The sequence below is a fragment of the Pseudomonas sp. P7759 genome (genome assembly GCF_013386445.1).
Classification (GTDB): Bacteria; Pseudomonadota; Gammaproteobacteria; order Pseudomonadales; family Pseudomonadaceae; genus Aquipseudomonas; species Aquipseudomonas azotoformans_A.
Map to the genome: position 1 here is coordinate 558,970 of NZ_JACART010000006.1, position 16,711 is coordinate 575,680.

The 16,711-nt window shown below is 60.3% G+C and carries 15 protein-coding genes; 10 read left to right on the forward strand and 5 right to left on the reverse strand.

The annotated features are described in order from the left end of the window. Positions 1–16: 16 nt before the first annotated feature. Complete coding sequence (locus HX823_RS08455; RefSeq protein WP_033897398.1) at positions 17–199, reverse strand: hypothetical protein; 183 nt, start codon at positions 197–199, stop codon at positions 17–19. A 332-nt stretch (positions 200–531) separates the two neighbouring features. On the opposite strand from HX823_RS08455, the gene azu reads away from it, so the two are divergent. Next, positions 532–978 carry an azurin gene (azu, locus tag HX823_RS08460; RefSeq protein WP_010213586.1) on the forward strand — a complete coding sequence of 149 codons (447 nt, stop codon included), beginning with the start codon at positions 532–534 and terminating at the stop codon, positions 976–978. 137 nt (positions 979–1,115) lie between these two features. Here azu and nadE read toward each other — a convergent pair whose 3' ends face one another. The 3 genes from nadE to HX823_RS08475 all read right to left on the reverse strand — a co-directional run bounded on the left by nadE (position 1,116) and on the right by HX823_RS08475 (position 4,259). Beyond that, positions 1,116–1,943 carry an ammonia-dependent NAD(+) synthetase gene (gene nadE / locus HX823_RS08465; protein ID WP_038851234.1) on the reverse strand — a complete coding sequence of 276 codons (828 nt, stop codon included), beginning with the start codon at positions 1,941–1,943 and terminating at the stop codon, positions 1,116–1,118. Positions 1,944–1,946: 3 nt separating this feature from the next. After that, positions 1,947–3,161, reverse strand: coding sequence for a nicotinate phosphoribosyltransferase (pncB, locus tag HX823_RS08470; RefSeq protein WP_016976927.1), 1,215 nt, complete (start codon positions 3,159–3,161; stop codon positions 1,947–1,949). 207 nt (positions 3,162–3,368) lie between these two features. After that, positions 3,369–4,259 carry a LysR family transcriptional regulator gene (locus tag HX823_RS08475; RefSeq protein WP_177074631.1) on the reverse strand — a complete coding sequence of 297 codons (891 nt, stop codon included), beginning with the start codon at positions 4,257–4,259 and terminating at the stop codon, positions 3,369–3,371. Positions 4,260–4,413: 154 nt separating this feature from the next. Between HX823_RS08475 and HX823_RS08480 the strand changes: the two genes are divergently transcribed. The 9 genes from HX823_RS08480 (at position 4,414) to HX823_RS08520 (ending at position 15,577) form a co-directional block, all read left to right on the forward strand. After that, entirely contained in the window at positions 4,414–5,904 is a 1,491-nt protein-coding gene (locus tag HX823_RS08480; RefSeq protein ID WP_038851231.1) for an aldehyde dehydrogenase family protein, read from the forward strand. A 188-nt stretch (positions 5,905–6,092) separates the two neighbouring features. Continuing rightward, the gene (locus HX823_RS08485) at positions 6,093–7,376 is read left to right on the forward strand and encodes an FAD-binding oxidoreductase (RefSeq protein ID WP_038851229.1); all 1,284 of its coding nucleotides are present in this window, start codon (positions 6,093–6,095) and stop codon (positions 7,374–7,376) included. A gap of 374 nt (positions 7,377–7,750) precedes the next feature. Further along, positions 7,751–8,887 (forward strand): branched-chain amino acid ABC transporter substrate-binding protein, encoded by a 1,137-nt coding sequence (locus HX823_RS08490; RefSeq protein WP_177074632.1) that lies wholly within the window; start codon positions 7,751–7,753, stop codon positions 8,885–8,887. A 259-nt stretch (positions 8,888–9,146) separates the two neighbouring features. Then, on the forward strand, positions 9,147–10,061 hold the full coding sequence (locus tag HX823_RS08495; RefSeq protein WP_003188099.1) for a branched-chain amino acid ABC transporter permease: 915 nt from the start codon (positions 9,147–9,149) through the stop codon (positions 10,059–10,061). A 2-nt stretch (positions 10,062–10,063) separates the two neighbouring features. Next, positions 10,064–11,341: a high-affinity branched-chain amino acid ABC transporter permease LivM gene (livM, locus tag HX823_RS08500; RefSeq protein ID WP_016976932.1), complete on the forward strand. Its 1,278-nt coding sequence runs from the start codon at positions 10,064–10,066 to the stop codon at positions 11,339–11,341. Continuing rightward, positions 11,338–12,213, forward strand: a complete 876-nt coding sequence (locus HX823_RS08505) for an ABC transporter ATP-binding protein (RefSeq protein ID WP_177074633.1) — start codon at positions 11,338–11,340, stop codon at positions 12,211–12,213. The genes livM and HX823_RS08505 overlap by 4 nt, the downstream gene beginning before the upstream one ends. Further along, a complete protein-coding gene (locus HX823_RS08510; RefSeq protein WP_033897392.1) occupies positions 12,210–12,926 on the forward strand; it encodes an ABC transporter ATP-binding protein in 717 nt (238 codons plus the stop codon). The genes HX823_RS08505 and HX823_RS08510 overlap by 4 nt, the downstream gene beginning before the upstream one ends. A 785-nt stretch (positions 12,927–13,711) precedes the next feature. Then, positions 13,712–14,479, forward strand: a complete 768-nt coding sequence (locus tag HX823_RS08515) for an SDR family oxidoreductase (RefSeq protein ID WP_033897391.1) — start codon at positions 13,712–13,714, stop codon at positions 14,477–14,479. A 192-nt stretch (positions 14,480–14,671) separates the two neighbouring features. Further along, complete coding sequence (locus HX823_RS08520; RefSeq protein WP_038851227.1) at positions 14,672–15,577, forward strand: cation diffusion facilitator family transporter; 906 nt, start codon at positions 14,672–14,674, stop codon at positions 15,575–15,577. Here the strand turns inward: HX823_RS08520 and HX823_RS08525 are convergent. Then, positions 15,549–16,667 carry an AGE family epimerase/isomerase gene (locus HX823_RS08525; RefSeq protein ID WP_177074634.1) on the reverse strand — a complete coding sequence of 373 codons (1,119 nt, stop codon included), beginning with the start codon at positions 16,665–16,667 and terminating at the stop codon, positions 15,549–15,551. The two genes, HX823_RS08520 and HX823_RS08525, sit on opposite strands and share 29 nt — an antisense overlap. Between the last annotated feature and the right edge of the window lie 44 nt (positions 16,668–16,711).

Below are 16,711 nucleotides of genomic sequence, written 5' to 3' on the forward strand. Positions count from 1 at the left end.
CTCAGCACAAAGGAATTTATTCAGCCGGATCTTTTGGTGTTTCGGTCTCGTCGCTCGTTTCTTCACCATCAACATCGGCGTTCAGCCCATTGGCCTCTTCATCTGCAGCGGCTTTCTTGCGTTGCAGTTTTTCCTCTTTCTTCTGCTCCTTGGCCAAGTCTCTCTGACGTTTGGCGAAGGAGTAATTAGGTTTGGCCATGGGCGATCCTCTAGGGTCGAAGGTGAGGGTGGCGGCGCGCAGCTGCCTTGGGACGACATGGTAGCAGCTTCAGGGTGCGCTTGGCCTTCACTTACCGCAGGCGTAGGCGGCCAGCAGGCCGTTGAACAGTTGGTTGAGGTGCATGGCGCGGACTCCGATGGGTGATGAGCCGATCATAGCCAGGGGGTTGTACTTTGGCTGGTAGATTGTGTTGATAAGTCTGATAGCCTAAAGTTGTATACAATCTGTTGATTCAGATCATAAGAATTCCTGCCTGGTTCAGGCACCCTTGTCGCAATACGCGTTTTCTAAACCCTGCCTTGGAGATTCACATGTTTGCCAAACTCGTTGCTGTTTCCCTGCTGACTCTGGCGAGCGGCCAGTTGCTTGCTGCAGAGTGCAAGGTCACTGTCGACTCCACCGACCAAATGTCCTTCAACACCAAAGCCATTGAAATCGACAAAAGCTGCAAGACGTTCACCGTCGAGCTGACCCACTCCGGCAACCTGCCGAAAAACGTCATGGGTCACAACTGGGTGCTGACCAGCGCCGCCAACATGCAGCCGGTTGCTACCGACGGCATGGCCGCGGGCATCGACAAGGACTACCTGAAGCCGGGTGACGACCGCATCATCGCCCACACCAAGATCATCGGTGCCGGCGAGAAAGACTCGGTGACCTTCGACGTGTCGAAGCTGGCCGCCGGGACTGATTACGCATTCTTCTGCTCGTTCCCAGGCCACATCTCGATGATGAAAGGCACTGTGACTGTTAAGTAAGACCGCGTTATCGTTCTTCGCGAGCAAGCCCGCTCCCACATTCGACCGCGTTCCCATGTTGGAAAACGGTCAAGTGTGGGAGCGGGCTTGCTCGCGAAGGCGGTCTAAAAAATCAACACAAACCTACAGGGTTCACCTCACGGCGCAAACGGCATGACCCGCTTGTGCTCGGTCTTGCGATACGTGTCGCAAATGATCCTGAACGCTTCCTCACGCACCGGCTCGCCGTGCAGGAAGGCATCGATCTCGGCATAGGTCACGCCATGTGACGCTTCGTCCGGCTTGCCCGGCGACAGGTCTTCCAGGTCCGCCGTAGGCACTTTTTCCACCAACGATTCCGGCGCCCCGAAGTGCCGCGCAATCGCACGTACCTGGTTTTTCACCAGCCCGCTCAACGGTGCCAGGTCGCACGCGCCGTCACCGAACTTGGTGAAAAAGCCCATCACCGCTTCCGCCGCATGGTCGGTGCCAATCACCAGGCCACCGGCTGCGCCCGCGATGGTGTACTGCGCCACCATGCGCATGCGCGCCTTGGTGTTGCCCAGCACGAAATCGCGAGACACCGCGGCCTTGCCTTCAAACGCCGCCACTTCATTGGCCAGGGCTTTGACGGCCGGGCCGATGTTCACGGTGTGGCGCTCGTCCGGCTCGATAAAGTCTACTGACGCAGTGGCATCGATTTCGTCGAACTGGGTTTCGTAAGGCAAGCGCACGGCGATAAAGCGGTAAGCGTCATCCCCGGTGCTGGCGCGTAGCTCCTGCATCGCGCGTTGGGCCAAGAGGCCTGCGGTCAGGGAGTCAACGCCACCGCTGATGCCCAGCACCAGCGTCTTGAGCCCGGAATTGCGCAGGCAGTCTTGGATAAAGGTCACGCGGCGGGCAACCTCGGCCTCAAGGGCGGCCTGGTCGTGGAACGGCGCTTGGACCTTGAGCTGTTCAGCAATCTCACGCTGTACGGCTTGCATGATTCACTCCTTGCTAGAGATGGCAGGTACTTTGAAAACATGACGCAAATAGGCGACGAAATTCGGATCGGTGCAGTGGGTCTTGCCCGCTTCATCGGAGATCTTCGCGACGGGCTGGCCATTGCAGGCGGTCATTTTAAGCACGATGCTCATCGGTTCCACACCTGGAATGTCGCAGGTCAGGTTGGTGCCGATACCGAAGCTCACATTAATGCGACCGCGCAGCGCACGGAAAATCTCCAGGGCCTTGGGCAGTGACAGGCTGTCGGAGAACACCAACGTCTTGCTCATCGGCTCGATGCCGAGTTTGTGGTAGTGGGCGATGGCTTTTTCTGCCCATTGCACGGGATCGCCGGAGTCATGGCGCAGGCCGTCGAACAGCTTGGCGAAATACAGGTCGAAGTCGCCCAGGAACGCGTCGGTGGTGATGCAATCGGTCAGGGCGATGCCCAGCAGGCCACGGTATTCGCGGACCCAGCAGTCGAGTGCGGCGATCTGGCTGTCGATCAGGCGCGGGCCCAATTGCTGGTGGGCCATGATCCATTCGTGGGCCATGGTGCCCAGCGGTTTCATGTCCAACTCGCGGGCCAGGTGCACGTTGCTGGTGCCGACAAAACGGCCGGGGAAGTCGTGCTTGAGCACGCTGACCACTTCTTCCTGCACCCGGTACGAGAAGCGCCGGCGCGTGCCGAAGTCGGCCACTTGCAGCTCCGACAGTTCATCGCTGCTGGCATTGGCGGTCAGCCAGTCGAACTTGCGGTACAGCTGCTCGCGGGCCTGTTCGAGGATCACGGTCTGGTAGCGGTAGCGGTTACGCACTTCGCTGACGATGGCCAGCATCGGCACTTCAAACAGGATCACATGCAGCCACGGCCCGCGCAGGCGGATGAACAGTTCGCCGTTCTCGATACCGGTCTGCACATAGCGCAGGTTGAAGCGGAACAGCCCGAGAAAGCGCAAAAAGTCCGGCTTCATGAAGCTGATGCGTTCCAGGAAACCCAACTGGTCGGGGCTCAGGCTCAGCTCGGCGAGGCGTTCGATCTGGTAGCGGATCTCCGCCAGGTACGGGCGCAGGTCTTCGCTGTTACGGCAACGGAACTCCCATTCAACTTCCACGTTGGGGTAGTTGTGCAGCACCGCCTGCATCATGGTCAGCTTGTAGAAGTCGGTGTCGAGCAAGTTCTGCACGATGCGATCGGCAAACACACTCTCGCTCATAACGGGAATCTCCAGACGGGTCGGCGATGGGCGCCGGCCTTTACGCACAATTAAGGAAGGGGGCTAGTGGCGCATAGACCTGTAGTGTTTTGCCAGTGATTTTTTGCGCTGGAGCCACCGACGCCTTCGCGAGCAAGCCCGCTCCCACCTTTGGAATGCATTTCAAGTGTGGGAGCGGGCTTGCTCGCGAAGGCGATATTTCAGGCGCTAAATCACCTGCTCCATCATCCACTTCACAAAATCGCGCACCTTGGGCACCTCCGCCGAATGCTCGGGGTAGGCCAGGTAATAGGCATCCTGGCTCGGCATTGCATGCTGCCAGGGGATCACCAGCTTGCCGTCGGCCAGTTCCTCTTCCACCAGGAATCGCGGCAGCAGCGCCACACCACAGCCGACTTGGGCTGCACGAATGCACATATAAAAGGTGTCGAAACGCGGCCCATGATAGCTGTGCTCGGTCTGGTAGCCCTGGCTGGCGAACCAGTCATGCCAGCCCTGGGGGCGTGAGGCGTTTTGCAGCAGCACCAGGTTGCTCAGTTGCGTGGGGTCGGTGAAGGGCTGCGCTGGCAAGCTCTCGGGTGCGCACACCGGTACAAGCTCTTCGCTGAACAGCTTCAGGCTCTCGGTGCCGGGGCGTGAACCCTGGCCGAAGTAGAACGCCATGTCGGCCTTGCCTTGCAGCAACTCATCCGGCTCCTGCTCGTTGCACAGGTCCAAGTGGATCTGCGGATGACGCAGCCGCCAGCCCTTGAGGCGCGGCACCAGCCAGCGCGCGCCGAAGGTGTAGGGCGTGGAGACGCGCAGCACTTCGGTTTCGCCGCCGTAGGAGCGCAGGTAGTGGGTGGACATCTCCACCTGCGTGAGGATCTTGCGTACTTCCACCAGATACAAATCACCCGCCGGGGTCATCTGCAAGCGCCGGCGTACGCGGCGGAACAGCAAGTGCTGCAGCAACTCTTCCAACTGTGCCACCTGCTTGCTCACCGCGCTCTGCGTGAGGTTCAGTTCCTCGGCGGCGCGGGTGAAGCTCAGGTGGCGGGTGGCGGCTTCGAAGCACTGCAGGGCGGTGATCGAGGGCAAATGTCTTTTGTTCAGCACGGCGTGCCTCTTTTTATGCTTTGCATGAATAAACGGAATGATATCTCGCCTAATCGTCGTTTGTTGGCAAGTCTTGGGCCAGCTACAAATAAGGCCTGGATCGCCGTGTCGGTGGCGGCGCAATTTTTCTGTTTGTAGATTGAAGGAGTGACCCATGGTTGCCGCATTGCTTGATCGTCTCGGGGTAAACCCGGCGCTGTACCAGTCGGGCAAGCAGCCCGTGCATTCGCCGATCGATGGCAGCCGTATCGGCAGTGTGCACTGGGAAGGTGCCGCCGAGGTGGAGCAACAGGTCAGTCGCGCCGAGCATGCATTCGAAGCCTGGCGCAAAGTGCCGGCCCCGCGCCGTGGCGAACTGGTGCGCCAGTTCGGTGACGTGTTGCGCGAATACAAGGCCGACCTGGGCGAGCTGGTGTCTTGGGAAGCCGGCAAGATCACCCAGGAAGGCCTGGGCGAAGTGCAGGAAATGATCGACATCTGCGACTTCGCCGTTGGCCTGTCGCGCCAGTTGTACGGCTTGACCATCGCCTCCGAACGCCCAGGCCACCACATGCGTGAAACCTGGCATCCACTGGGCGTGGTCGGTGTGATCAGCGCGTTCAACTTCCCGGTCGCCGTGTGGGCGTGGAACACCACCCTGGCGCTGGTGTGCGGTAACGCCGTGATCTGGAAGCCCTCGGAAAAAACCCCGCTCACCGCCCTGGCCTGCCAGGCATTGTTCGAGCGCGTGCTGAAAAAATTCGACGGCGCCCCGGAGTACCTGAGCCAGGTGATCATCGGCGGCCGCGACGCCGGTGCAGCACTGGTGGACGACCCGCGCGTCGCGCTGATCAGCGCCACCGGCAGCACCCGCATGGGCCGCGAAGTGGCGCCGAAAGTCGCCGCCCGTTTTGCCCGTAGCATCCTGGAGCTGGGCGGCAACAACGCGATGATCCTCGGCCCAAGTGCCGACCTGGACATGGCCGTGCGCGCCATCCTGTTCAGCGCCGTCGGCACTGCCGGCCAACGCTGCACCACCCTACGCCGGCTGATCGCCCATGAGTCGGTGAAAGAGGAAATCGTCACCCGTCTCAAGGCCGCCTATTCCAAGGTGCGCATCGGTCACCCGCTGGAAGGCAACCTGATCGGCCCGCTGATCGACAAGCACGGCTTCGACAACATGCAGGACGCCCTGGAACAAGCCTTGAGCGAAGGCGGCAAGGTGTTCGGCGGCAAGCGCCAGCTGGAAGACACGTTTCCGAATGCCTACTACGTATCGCCAGCGATTGTGGAAATGCCCGAGCAAAGCGACGTGGTGTGCACCGAGACCTTCGCCCCGATCCTCTATGTGATCGGCTACAACGACTTCAACGAAGCCCTGCGCCTGAACAACGCCGTGCCTCAAGGCCTGTCGTCGTGCATCTTCACCACCGACGTGCGAGAAGCCGAGCAGTTCATGTCGGCGGTAGGCAGCGACTGCGGCATTGCCAACGTCAACATCGGCCCGAGCGGCGCGGAAATCGGCGGCGCGTTTGGTGGCGAGAAAGAGACCGGCGGCGGGCGTGAGTCGGGTTCGGATGCGTGGCGCGGGTATATGCGTCGCCAGACCAATACGGTGAACTACTCGCTGGAATTGCCGCTGGCACAGGGCATTACCTTCGACTGATTCCTCAAGTCGAAGCGCGGTCAATGTGGGAGCTGGCTTGCCTGCGATAGCATCACCATGGGGTATCTGATACACCGAGGTGCCTGCATCGCAGGCAAGTCGAATCGTCGCACCGCAGCTCCCACATTTGATTGGGTTTGCAATTCAAAATAACAGTTGTTTGTTAGGTTTCATCCCGGAGTCTGGCAATGGCACTACGCGAAACATGTTTGTGGGAGCACCTCACCCCTGGCCGGCCGGATCGTGCGGCGCTCAAGGGTGAGGTCAAGGTCGATGTGTGTGTGATCGGTGCCGGGATCACGGGCCTTTCGGCAGCCATTCATTTGCTGGAACAAGGCAAAAGCGTCGCCGTGCTGGAGGCCCATCGCACCGGTCATGGTGGTTCGGGGCGTAACGTGGGGCTGGTCAACGCCGGCATGTGGATCCCGCCGGACGAGATCGAAGCCGGTTTCGGCGAAGCGGTGGGCAGCCAGCTCAACCGCATGTTGGGTGCGGCGCCGTCCCTGGTGTTCAGCCTGATCGATAAATACACCATCGATTGCCAATTACGCCGTGAAGGCACCTTGCACATGGCGCACAACGCCCGTGGCGAGGCGGATTTGCGCAGTCGTGAAGCCCAATGGAAGCGCCGTGGCGCGCCAGTGGAGCTGCTCACCGGCCAGGCTTGCGAACAGGCCACGGGCACCAAAAAGATCGCCGCCGCCTTGCTGGATCGGCGTGCCGGCACCTTGAACCCGATGGCCTACACCAGCGGCTTGGCCAATGCGGCGGCGGGCCTTGGCGGGCAGTTGTTCGATCATTCGCCGGTCACTCAGCTTGAGCGCCAGGGTTCGCATTGGTCGGTGCAGACCGCCCAAGGCTCAGTGCAGGCTGCACAGGTGGTGATCGCCTCCAACGCCTACACCGAGGGCGAATGGACCGAGTTGCGGCGCAATTTCTTCCCCGGCTATTACTATCAGGTCGCGTCGGCCCCACTGACGGACGAGGCCGCCCAACAGATCCTGCCCGGTGGCCAGGGCTCATGGGATACGCGCCAGGTGCTGAGCAGCATCCGTCGCGACGCCGATGGCCGTTTGTTGCTCGGCAGCCTGGGCAACGGCAACCAGAAACCCGCGTGGTTCCTCAAGGCGTGGGCCGATCGGGTGCAGCAGCACTACTTCCCGTACCTCAAATCGGTGCAGTGGGAGTTCACCTGGACCGGCTGTATCGCCTTCACCCCCGACCACTTGATGCGCCTGTTCGAGCCTGCCCCCGGTCTCGTGGCAGTTACGGGATATAACGGCCGTGGCGTGACCACCGGCAGTGTGGTCGGCAAGGCATTTGCCGACTACTTGTGTCACCAGAATCCCCAGGCGCTGCCGATTCCCTTCGCGCCGATGCAGCCGTTGGCCGGGGTGGGCTTGCGCAGCTGCCTGTATGAAGCTGGATTCTCGCTGTATCACGCCGGCCAATGCCTGAGGATCGTGATCTGATCAGCGAAATACCGCTCAGAAGCCTGCATTTTCTTAGCAGGCTACTAATCTGTATTGGTGCAAGTCGTAGCAATCACGCACTGTAAATGTGCAGTTCCGTTACGCCGTTTGTTACAGCGCCAGGAACTGTCGTTTATAGGCGTGGTTGCAGGTGCGACCTGCCACGGTTGTACTTTTTGGATCCATTGGTTGCACCTCTGGACGCTAGAGGGTTGCACGTCCTGGCGAATGGAGCCGAAACACCTGAAATAACAATGACACCGTGTCTTTTTGAAGAATAAAAACGTAATGGCACGCGCCTTGCTCTGGGCTTTCAGTGAAAGGTTTGAATGCAAGTTGTCGTGCCAAAAATCAAAAATATCGGAGCACCACTCATGTCCCAGACGTTTTACAAGAAAGGTTTTCTGGCCCTCGCCGTTGCAGCGGCGCTGGGTGTTTCTACGTTTGTTCAAGCTGATGTGAAGATCGGCGTCGCGGGGCCCATGACGGGCGCCAACGCCGCTTTCGGTGAGCAGTACATGAAGGGTGCCCAGGCGGCAGCCGATGTGATCAACAAGGCCGGCGGCATCAACGGCGAGAAAATCGTGCTGGTAGCCGGCGACGATGCGTGTGAACCCAAACAAGCCGTGGCCGTGGCCAACCGCCTGGCCGACCAGGACAAAGTGATCGGCGTGGTCGGGCACTTCTGCTCCTCCAACACCATCCCGGCCTCCGAGGTGTATGACGAAGCCGGCATCATCGCCATCACCCCAGGCTCCACCAACCCACAAGTGACCGAACGCGGCCTGGGCGCCATGTTCCGCATGTGCGGGCGTGACGACCAGCAAGGCATCGTCGCTGGCGACTACATCGTCGACGTGCTCAAGGGCAAGAAAGTCGCGGTCATCAACGACAAGGACACCTACGGCAAAGGCCTGGCCGACGCCACCGCTGCCCAGTTGACCAAGCGCGGCGTCAAGCCGGTGCTGGAAGAAGGCCTGACCCGTGGCGAGAAAGACTTCAGCGCCCTGGTCACCAAGATCCGCTCCACCGGTGCTGACGTCGTGTACTTCGGCGGCCTGCACCCGGAAGCCGGTCCACTGGTTCGCCAGATCCGTGAAGCTGGCTTGAAAGACGTCAAGTTCATGTCCGATGACGGCGTGGTCACCGACGAACTGGTTGCCACTGCAGGCGGCAAGCAATACGTCGACGGCGTGTACATGACCTTCGGCGCCGACCCGCGCCTGCTGCCAGACAGCAAGGCCGTGGTGGAAGAGTTCCGTAAAAACGGCACCGAGCCGGAAGGCTACACCTTGTACGCCTATGCGTCGGTCCAGGCCTTGGCCGCTGGCTTCAACGGCGCCAAGTCCAACAAAGGCGAAGACGCCGCCAAGTGGCTCAAGGCTCACCCGGTGAAAACCGTCATGGGCGAAAAAGCCTGGGATTCGAAGGGCGACCTGAAGATCTCCGACTACGTGGTTTACCAGTGGGACAAAGACGGCAAATACCACCAGCTGGACAAACAGAAGTAAGCACCACGCCTGATCTTCTGTAGGCGCGGGCTTGCTGTGGCGAGGGAGCTTGCTCCCGCTGGAGTGCGTAGCACTCCCAAACCGTTTACCGAGCTACATCTGATGTACCTCGATCGCCCAGTTTGGGGCTGCTTCGCAGCCCAGCGGGAGCAAGCTCCCTCGCCACACTAGCGCACTCCGACAGGAGTAAACCTCTGTTTTCCTCCAGAAGCGCCGCACACCCACCGGTGTGCAGGTGCTCACCGCGTGAGATTGCGTTATGGATGGTATTTTCCTGCAGCAACTGGTCAACGGCCTGACCCTCGGGTCGGTCTATGGCCTGATCGCCATCGGCTACACAATGGTCTATGGCATCATTGGCATGATCAACTTCGCCCACGGCGAGGTTTATATGATTTCCGCTTACCTCGCGGCGATCAGTCTGGCACTGCTGGCTTACTTCGGCATCGAATCCTTCCCGCTGCTCATTCTCGGCACCTTGATCTTCACCGTCGTCGTCACTGGCGTATATGGCTGGGTCATCGAGCGTGTCGCCTACAAACCACTGCGCAACTCCACCCGACTGGCACCGCTGATCAGCGCCATCGGTATCTCGCTGATCCTGCAGAACTACGCGCAGATCGCCCAGGGCGCCAAGCAACAAGGCATTCCCACCCTGCTGGCCGGGGCCTGGCGTGTCGATATCGGCACAGGCTTCGTTCAGTTGACGTACACCAAGGTGTTCATCCTCGTGGCGGCGTTTGCCGGCATGGCGTTGCTCACTTACATCATCAAGTACACCAAGCTCGGCCGCATGTGCCGCGCCACCCAGCAAGACCGCAAGATGGCGTCGATCCTCGGCATCAACACCGACCGGGTGATCTCCTATGTGTTCGTCATCGGCGCCGCCATGGCGGCATTGGCCGGCGTGTTGATCACCCTCAACTACGGCACCTTCGATTTCTATGCCGGCTTCATCATCGGCATCAAGGCGTTTACCGCAGCGGTACTCGGCGGCATCGGCTCCCTGCCTGGGGCGATGTTGGGCGGGATCATCCTCGGTATCTCCGAGTCGTTGTTCTCGGGGTTGATCAACTCTGACTACAAAGACGTGTTCAGTTTCTCCCTGCTGGTGGTGATTCTGATTTTCCGTCCCCAGGGCCTGCTTGGTCGCCCACTTGTGGCGAAGGTGTAAACATGTCTGCTGCCAAACCCATCGATATCAAGAAAAGTGTGGTCGATACAGTCCTCGCCGGGCTGATTTCACTGGTCGTGTTCGGTCCGATCGTCGGCGTGGTCCTCGACGGCTACAGCTTCAACCTGGAACCGGCCCGCGTGGCCCTGCTGGTGGCCATCGTGATGGTCGGCCGCTTTGCCATGAGCCTGTTCCTGCAAACCCCCAAGGGCCTGAAGATTTTGCAGGGCTTCGAGAGCACCGGCTCTGGCGTGCACGTGCTGGCGCCGGACTACAAGTCGCGGTTGCGCTGGATCATCCCGGCACTGATCGTGATCGCCATCGTGTTCCCGATCTTCGCCAACAAGTACCTGCTCACGGTGGTGATCCTCGGCCTGATCTATGTGTTGCTCGGCCTGGGCCTCAACATCGTGGTCGGCCTGGCGGGCCTGCTCGACCTGGGTTACGTAGCGTTCTACGCTATCGGCGCCTACGGCCTGGCACTGGGTTATCAATACCTGGGCCTGGGTTTCTGGACGGTGCTGCCGCTGGCGGCCATCGCCGCAGCGTTGGCGGGGTGCATACTCGGGTTCCCGGTGCTGCGAATGCACGGTGACTATTTGGCCATCGTGACTCTGGGCTTTGGTGAAATCATCCGTCTGGTGCTCAACAACTGGCTGTCGTTTACCGGTGGGCCCAACGGCATGCCGGTGCCATCGCCGACCTTCCTCGGCCTGGAGTTCGGCAAGCGCGCGAAGGATGGCGGGGTGCCCTTCCATGAGTTCTTCGGCATCGACTACAACCCCAACATCAAATTCCTGTTCATCTACATCGTGCTGTTCCTGGTGGTGCTGGCCGTGCTGTACATCAAGCATCGCCTGACCCGCATGCCGGTCGGCCGCGCCTGGGAGGCCTTGCGCGAAGATGAGATCGCCTGCCGTTCCATGGGGCTGAACCATGTGTTGGTCAAACTTTCGGCGTTCACCATCGGTGCATCGACGGCGGGTTTGGCTGGCGTGTTCTTTGCCAGCTACCAGGGCTTCGTCAACCCGTCGTCGTTTACCTTCTTTGAGTCAGCGCTGATCCTGGCCATCGTGGTGTTGGGCGGCATGGGCTCGACGGTGGGCGTGGTGATCGCGGCGTTTGTTCTGACGGTCGCGCCTGAACTGCTGCGTAGCTTCTCTGAATACCGCGTGTTGCTGTTCGGCGTGTTGATGGTGGTGATGATGATCTGGCGACCACGCGGCTTGATCCGCATCAGCCGTACCGGTGTGACACCACGTAAAGGAGTGGCGCCATGAGCAAGGAAGTCGTCCTCTCCGTGGAACACCTGATGATGCACTTCGGCGGCATCAAGGCCCTGAGCGATGTGAGCCTCAAGGTCGAACGCAACTCGATCTTCGCCTTGATCGGCCCCAACGGCGCCGGCAAGACCACGGTGTTCAACTGCCTCACCGGCTTCTACAAAGCCAGCGGCGGCAAGATCCAACTCAACCTTCGCGGCAAGCAGACCGACGTGATCCAGTTGCTCGGCGAGCGCTTCCAGCCCACCGACTTTGTGTCGCCCAAAAGCTTCCTCAGCCGGGTGTACTACAAGATGTTCGGCGGCACCCACCTGGTGAACCGCGCCGGCCTGGCGCGGACGTTCCAGAACATTCGCCTGTTCAAGGAAATGTCGGTGGTGGAAAACCTGCTGGTGGCCCAGCACATGTGGGTCAACCGCAACATGCTCGCGGGTATCCTCAATACCAAGGGCTACCGCAAGGCTGAAAGCGACGCCCTCGACCACGCTTTCTACTGGTTGGAAGTGGTGGACCTGGTCGACTGCGCCAACCGCCTGGCCGGCGAACTCTCTTACGGCCAGCAGCGCCGCCTGGAGATCGCCCGTGCCATGTGCACCCGGCCGCAGATCATCTGCCTGGATGAACCGGCTGCGGGCCTCAACCCCCATGAAACCGAAGCCCTCAGCGCGATGATTCGCCTGCTGCGCGACGAACACGACCTGACGGTGGTGCTGATCGAACACGACATGGGCATGGTGATGAGTATTTCCGACCACATCGTGGTGCTGGACCACGGCAACGTGATCGCCGAGGGCGGGCCGGACGCGATCCGCAACGACCCGAAAGTGATTGCCGCCTACCTGGGCGCTGACGAAGAGGAGCTTGTATGAACGGGCCTATCCTCGAAATGAAGGACCTGGACGTGTATTACGGCCCGATCCAGGCCCTGAAAAAAGTCTCGCTGCACATCAATGAAGGCGAAACTGTCAGCCTGATTGGCTCCAACGGCGCGGGCAAATCCACGCTGCTGATGTCGATCTTCGGCCAGCCACGTGCCGAGTCGGGGCAGATTCTCTACAACGGCGTCGACATCACCCATAAGTCGTCGCACTACATCGCGTCCAACGGTATTGCGCAGTCGCCGGAAGGGCGGCGGGTGTTCCCCGACATGACCGTCGAGGAAAACCTGCTGATGGGCACCATCCCCATTGGCGACAAGTTTGCTCAGGAAGACATGCAGCGCATGTTTGAGCTGTTCCCACGGCTCAAGGAGCGACGTACCCAGCGCGCCATGACCATGTCCGGCGGCGAGCAGCAAATGCTCGCCATCGCCCGCGCGCTGATGAGCCGGCCCAAGCTGTTGCTGCTGGATGAACCGAGCCTGGGCCTGGCGCCGATTGTGGTGAAGCAGATCTTCTCGACGTTGCGCGAGCTGGCCTCCACCGGGATGACCATCTTCCTGGTGGAACAGAACGCCAACCATGCGCTGCGCTTGTCGGACCGGGCGTATGTGATGGTCAACGGCGAGATTCGCCTGACCGGCACCGGCAAGGAATTGCTGGTGAATGAGGAAGTGCGCAACGCCTACCTCGGCGGTCACTAATTTAAAGTTTGACGCAGGCCCCTGTGGGAGCGGGCTTGCTCGCGAAAGCGGTGTGTCAGTCAGTACATCTGGAACTGACCCACCGCTTTCGCGAGCAAGCCCGCTCCCACATTTGTTTTGTGGTGTTCACAAGGCCGATGCCAAATTGTGGAAAACAAATCCAGCCCCCCTCCAAAGCGCGACATATAGCCGCCGCAAATCCCTGTTTTGTCACAGTTTTGACTTGTCCCCATCCGCTGTGGAACCGGCTGTGGGTAACGTGGGAGTAGCTGGCTGGAAGCCAATGAATCCGGGGCTTGCAGCGCGGCGGTTGTTTTTTGATCAGGCGCTTTTTGGTCGCCGGTCCAAGCCGTTGTCAACCTGTTTAAAGACACAGGTATATGACCGAAATATGTCCCGCCAGCCTGTGGATAAGTCTGTGACTAAACTCTGGAAAGACCGCCGCAGAGGCCGGAATGACTGGCCTGGAGCCATCGTTCTGATTTTGCGATCGGCGACAGGCCTACATACGCCCCGGCCAAGGTCAAGCAAAAAACTTTCTAAAACCGTCTGTAGCCCTTGTGTATAGCGGCCTGAAGCATTTTGTAGTTGCCCCCAAAGACTGTGGGCGCAGTTGTGGATAACCTGCGCGCACATAGCTATAAGCCACGGTCTGTATGGCTTTTAGAGAGTTGATTAAAAAGTGATCAGGCGTGTATCAAGTTGTGTGCTTAGCGGTTGCCGCCATCGCGGTGTACGGGCATTCTGCTGGCTGATTTTTTCCCGATGCCCGCAAGGAGAACACCATGTCCGACACGTTGTTTATTACTGGCGCAACCTCAGGTTTCGGCGAAGCCTGCGCCCGTCGTTTTGCCGAAGCCGGCTGGAAACTGGTGCTCACCGGTCGTCGCGCCGACCGCCTGAATGCGCTGGTCGAAGAGCTTTCCAAGCAGACCGAAGTGCATGGCCTGGTTGTGGACGTGCGGGACCGCAAAGGCATGGAAGATGCCATCGCCAACCTGCCGCCGTCGTTCGCCAAGCTGCGCGGGCTGATCAACAACGCCGGCCTGGCCGTGGGCACCGACCCAGCGCCCAAGTGCAGTCTCGACGATTGGGAAACCATGGTCGACACCAACATCAAGGGCCTGCTGACCACCACTAATCTGCTGCTGCCACGCTTGATCGCTCACGGTCGCGGCGCGGGCATCATCAACCTGGGTTCCATCGCGGGTAATTACCCGTATCCGGGCAGCCACGTGTATGGCGGTTCCAAGGCGTTCGTTAAGCAGTTCTCGCTGAACCTGCGCTGCGACCTGCAAGGCACGGGCGTGCGCGTGACCAACATCGAGCCGGGCCTGTGTGAAAGCGAGTTCTCGCTGGTGCGCTTCGGCGGTGATCAGGCGCGGTATGACGCGACTTATGCGGGTGCCGAGCCGATCCAGCCACAGGACATTGCCGACACGATCTTCTGGGTCATGAACACGCCGGCGCATGTGAATATCAACCGGTTGGAGCTGATGCCGGTAAGCCAGACGTGGGCTGGGTTTGCGATTGAGCGTGGGGCTAAAGCTTAAGACCGATCGCTGCTGTGGCGAGGGAGCTTGCTCCCGCTGGGGCGCGAAGCGGCCCTAAGATTTTGGGGCCGCTGCGCAGCCCAGCGGGAGCAAGCTCCCTCGCCACAATCGGCCAAAACAGGCCATAAGGTACACTCACCGCCTGAAAACCCCTCCGCACCGTGCGGATTTAAGGTTTTGACGGGAGGAAATGTGAGTAACCGAGGTGAGCAGGCACTGCTCAAACAATCGACCATCCTGATGTTCGCCGTCGCGATCGCCGGGATTGTCACGGGTGTGATTTCTGGCGCCCAATCCATTCTGTTCGACGGCTTTTTCTCGCTGATCGCCACCGCCATCAAGGTGTTGATGCTGATCACGGCCAAGCTGATCGCCAAGAAAAGCAACGACCGTTTCCAGTTCGGCTATTGGCACCTGGAGCCCATGGTGCTGCTGATCGAAGGCAGTTTCTTGTTGCTGATCGCCATCTATGCGTTCCTCAATGGCGTGTTCGGCATTATCAATGGCGGCCGCGAGATCGAGTTGGGGTTGGTGATCATCTACGCGGCGGTGTTTACCGTCGTCGAGTTCGCCTACTTCTTCTACGTGCGCTATCGCAATCGCCAGCTGAAATCATCGCTGATCCAGTTCGACAACATCAGCTGGCTGGTGGACGCGATGCTGTCGGTAGGCTTGCTGATCAGCTTCCTGGCGGCGCTGTTGCTCAAGTCCCAGGGCTATGGCGAGTGGGCGGTGTATGTCGACCCATTGATCCTGATCCTGCTGGCCCTGAGCATGCTGGCGCCGGCGTTCAAGATCCTGCGCCCGGCCTTGCGCGAGGTGCTGGGGATCGCGCCGGACCAGTTGGACGACACAGTGCGCGAGGTGATGGAAGCGGCGCAGGCCAAGCATGGTTTCGACGACTACGTGTCGTACGTGCAAAAGCACGGGCGGGCGCGGTTTATCGAGATTCATGTGGTGTTGCCGGCGGATTACCCGGTGGATAACGTCGCGACCCTCGACGGGCTACGCGAAGAGATATCCACAGGGCTCGGTGCGCCGGATGCAGCGCGTTGGCTGACGATCAGCTTTACCGGAGATCGCAAGTGGATTGCATAAGGCCCTGGTAACAGGTTGCCAAGTGATACGGCGTAGTCGAAGGCATGTCCCGTCGGCTTACGGCGCCCTGGGCATCCAGGCATTCATTCCAGCCTTTTGCATGCAGGAAGTGCTCTTGCAGCGCCAGCAATTGGCGTTGCAGCACGGCTTCGCTGTTGGGGCGCAAGGTCAGCGCCCGCAGGTACTCGGCCTGGGCCCAGATACGCTGGGTGCCGTCGCGCACCGTACCGTCCAGTGCCAGCATGCCGCTGACCGCACCGCTGAGGTTATCCACACCCTTGAGTTCTGCGTAGGCGAACGCCCGGGTCAGGGACGCATGCAGCGGCGTACCGCGCAGCACATCCGAAGACTCCAGCAAGAAGAACCATTCGAACTGGTGCCCCGGTTCAAACCAGTTATCCACAGCACCCAGCGGTTTTTCCATCATTACGCCGTGGTGGCGGTCGATGAAGCGCTGCTGCATGGCCGTCGCCAACGCCAGCAGGGCGGCTTGCACGTTGGCATCCTCACGCACCGCGAGGGTGGCGAGGAAACCTTCGGCCAGGTGCATCAGCGGATTTTGCAGTGGGCCGGACTTGAGCGATGACCAGTTGCGTTCCAGCACGGCTTCGTACAGGCCGTCGCCTGTGGAGAAGCGCTCGGCGACCACTTCCAGGGCGGCGTTGAGCACCGACTCCACCAATGGCTCACGCACCTTGGCCCAGTAATGGGCGCAGGCAAAGATGATGAAGGCGTGGGTGTAGAGGTCTTTGCGCTTGTCCAGCGGCTGGCCGGACGGGTCGATGCTGTAGAACCAGCCGCCGTGCTCGGCGTCGTGGAAGTGCCGTTGCAGGGAGCGAAACAGTGCCGCTGCGCGTTCTTCAGCAAAGGCCGCGCCGGGCTCGCCGATCAGGCTGGCAAACAGATACAACTGCCGGGCGCAGGCCATGGCACGGTAGCGTTGCGGGGGCAGTGGCTGATGATCGGCGTCCAGCGCCTCATAGGGCAATGCCAGGTCGGCATTCCAGCCCGGGCCTTGCCAGAGCGGCACGATCAGGCTGTGGAAGTGCGTGAGCACGGTGTTCAAGGAGGGTTGGGAAGCGCTGGGCATTGGCTGGCGTCGTCACGGCAGGGGTGTAGGCGCGCATGGTATCA

Bases quoted from the DNA above. Each gene is read 5' to 3' on its own strand.
- HX823_RS08525 (WP_177074634.1), bottom strand. From the start codon at position 16,667: ATGCCCAGCGCTTCCCAACCCTCCTTGAACACCGTGCTCACGCACTTC.
- HX823_RS08505 (WP_177074633.1), top strand. From the start codon at position 11,338: ATGAGCAAGGAAGTCGTCCTCTCCGTGGAACACCTGATGATGCACTTC.
- livM (WP_016976932.1), top strand. From the start codon at position 10,064: ATGTCTGCTGCCAAACCCATCGATATCAAGAAAAGTGTGGTCGATACA.
- pncB (WP_016976927.1), bottom strand. From the start codon at position 3,161: ATGAGCGAGAGTGTGTTTGCCGATCGCATCGTGCAGAACTTGCTCGAC.
- azu (WP_010213586.1), top strand. From the start codon at position 532: ATGTTTGCCAAACTCGTTGCTGTTTCCCTGCTGACTCTGGCGAGCGGC.
- nadE (WP_038851234.1), bottom strand. From the start codon at position 1,943: ATGCAAGCCGTACAGCGTGAGATTGCTGAACAGCTCAAGGTCCAAGCG.
- HX823_RS08495 (WP_003188099.1), top strand. From the start codon at position 9,147: ATGGATGGTATTTTCCTGCAGCAACTGGTCAACGGCCTGACCCTCGGG.
- HX823_RS08490 (WP_177074632.1), top strand. From the start codon at position 7,751: ATGTCCCAGACGTTTTACAAGAAAGGTTTTCTGGCCCTCGCCGTTGCA.
- HX823_RS08510 (WP_033897392.1), top strand. From the start codon at position 12,210: ATGAACGGGCCTATCCTCGAAATGAAGGACCTGGACGTGTATTACGGC.
- HX823_RS08515 (WP_033897391.1), top strand. From the start codon at position 13,712: ATGTCCGACACGTTGTTTATTACTGGCGCAACCTCAGGTTTCGGCGAA.
- HX823_RS08480 (WP_038851231.1), top strand. From the start codon at position 4,414: ATGGTTGCCGCATTGCTTGATCGTCTCGGGGTAAACCCGGCGCTGTAC.
- HX823_RS08485 (WP_038851229.1), top strand. From the start codon at position 6,093: ATGGCACTACGCGAAACATGTTTGTGGGAGCACCTCACCCCTGGCCGG.
- HX823_RS08455 (WP_033897398.1), bottom strand. From the start codon at position 199: ATGGCCAAACCTAATTACTCCTTCGCCAAACGTCAGAGAGACTTGGCC.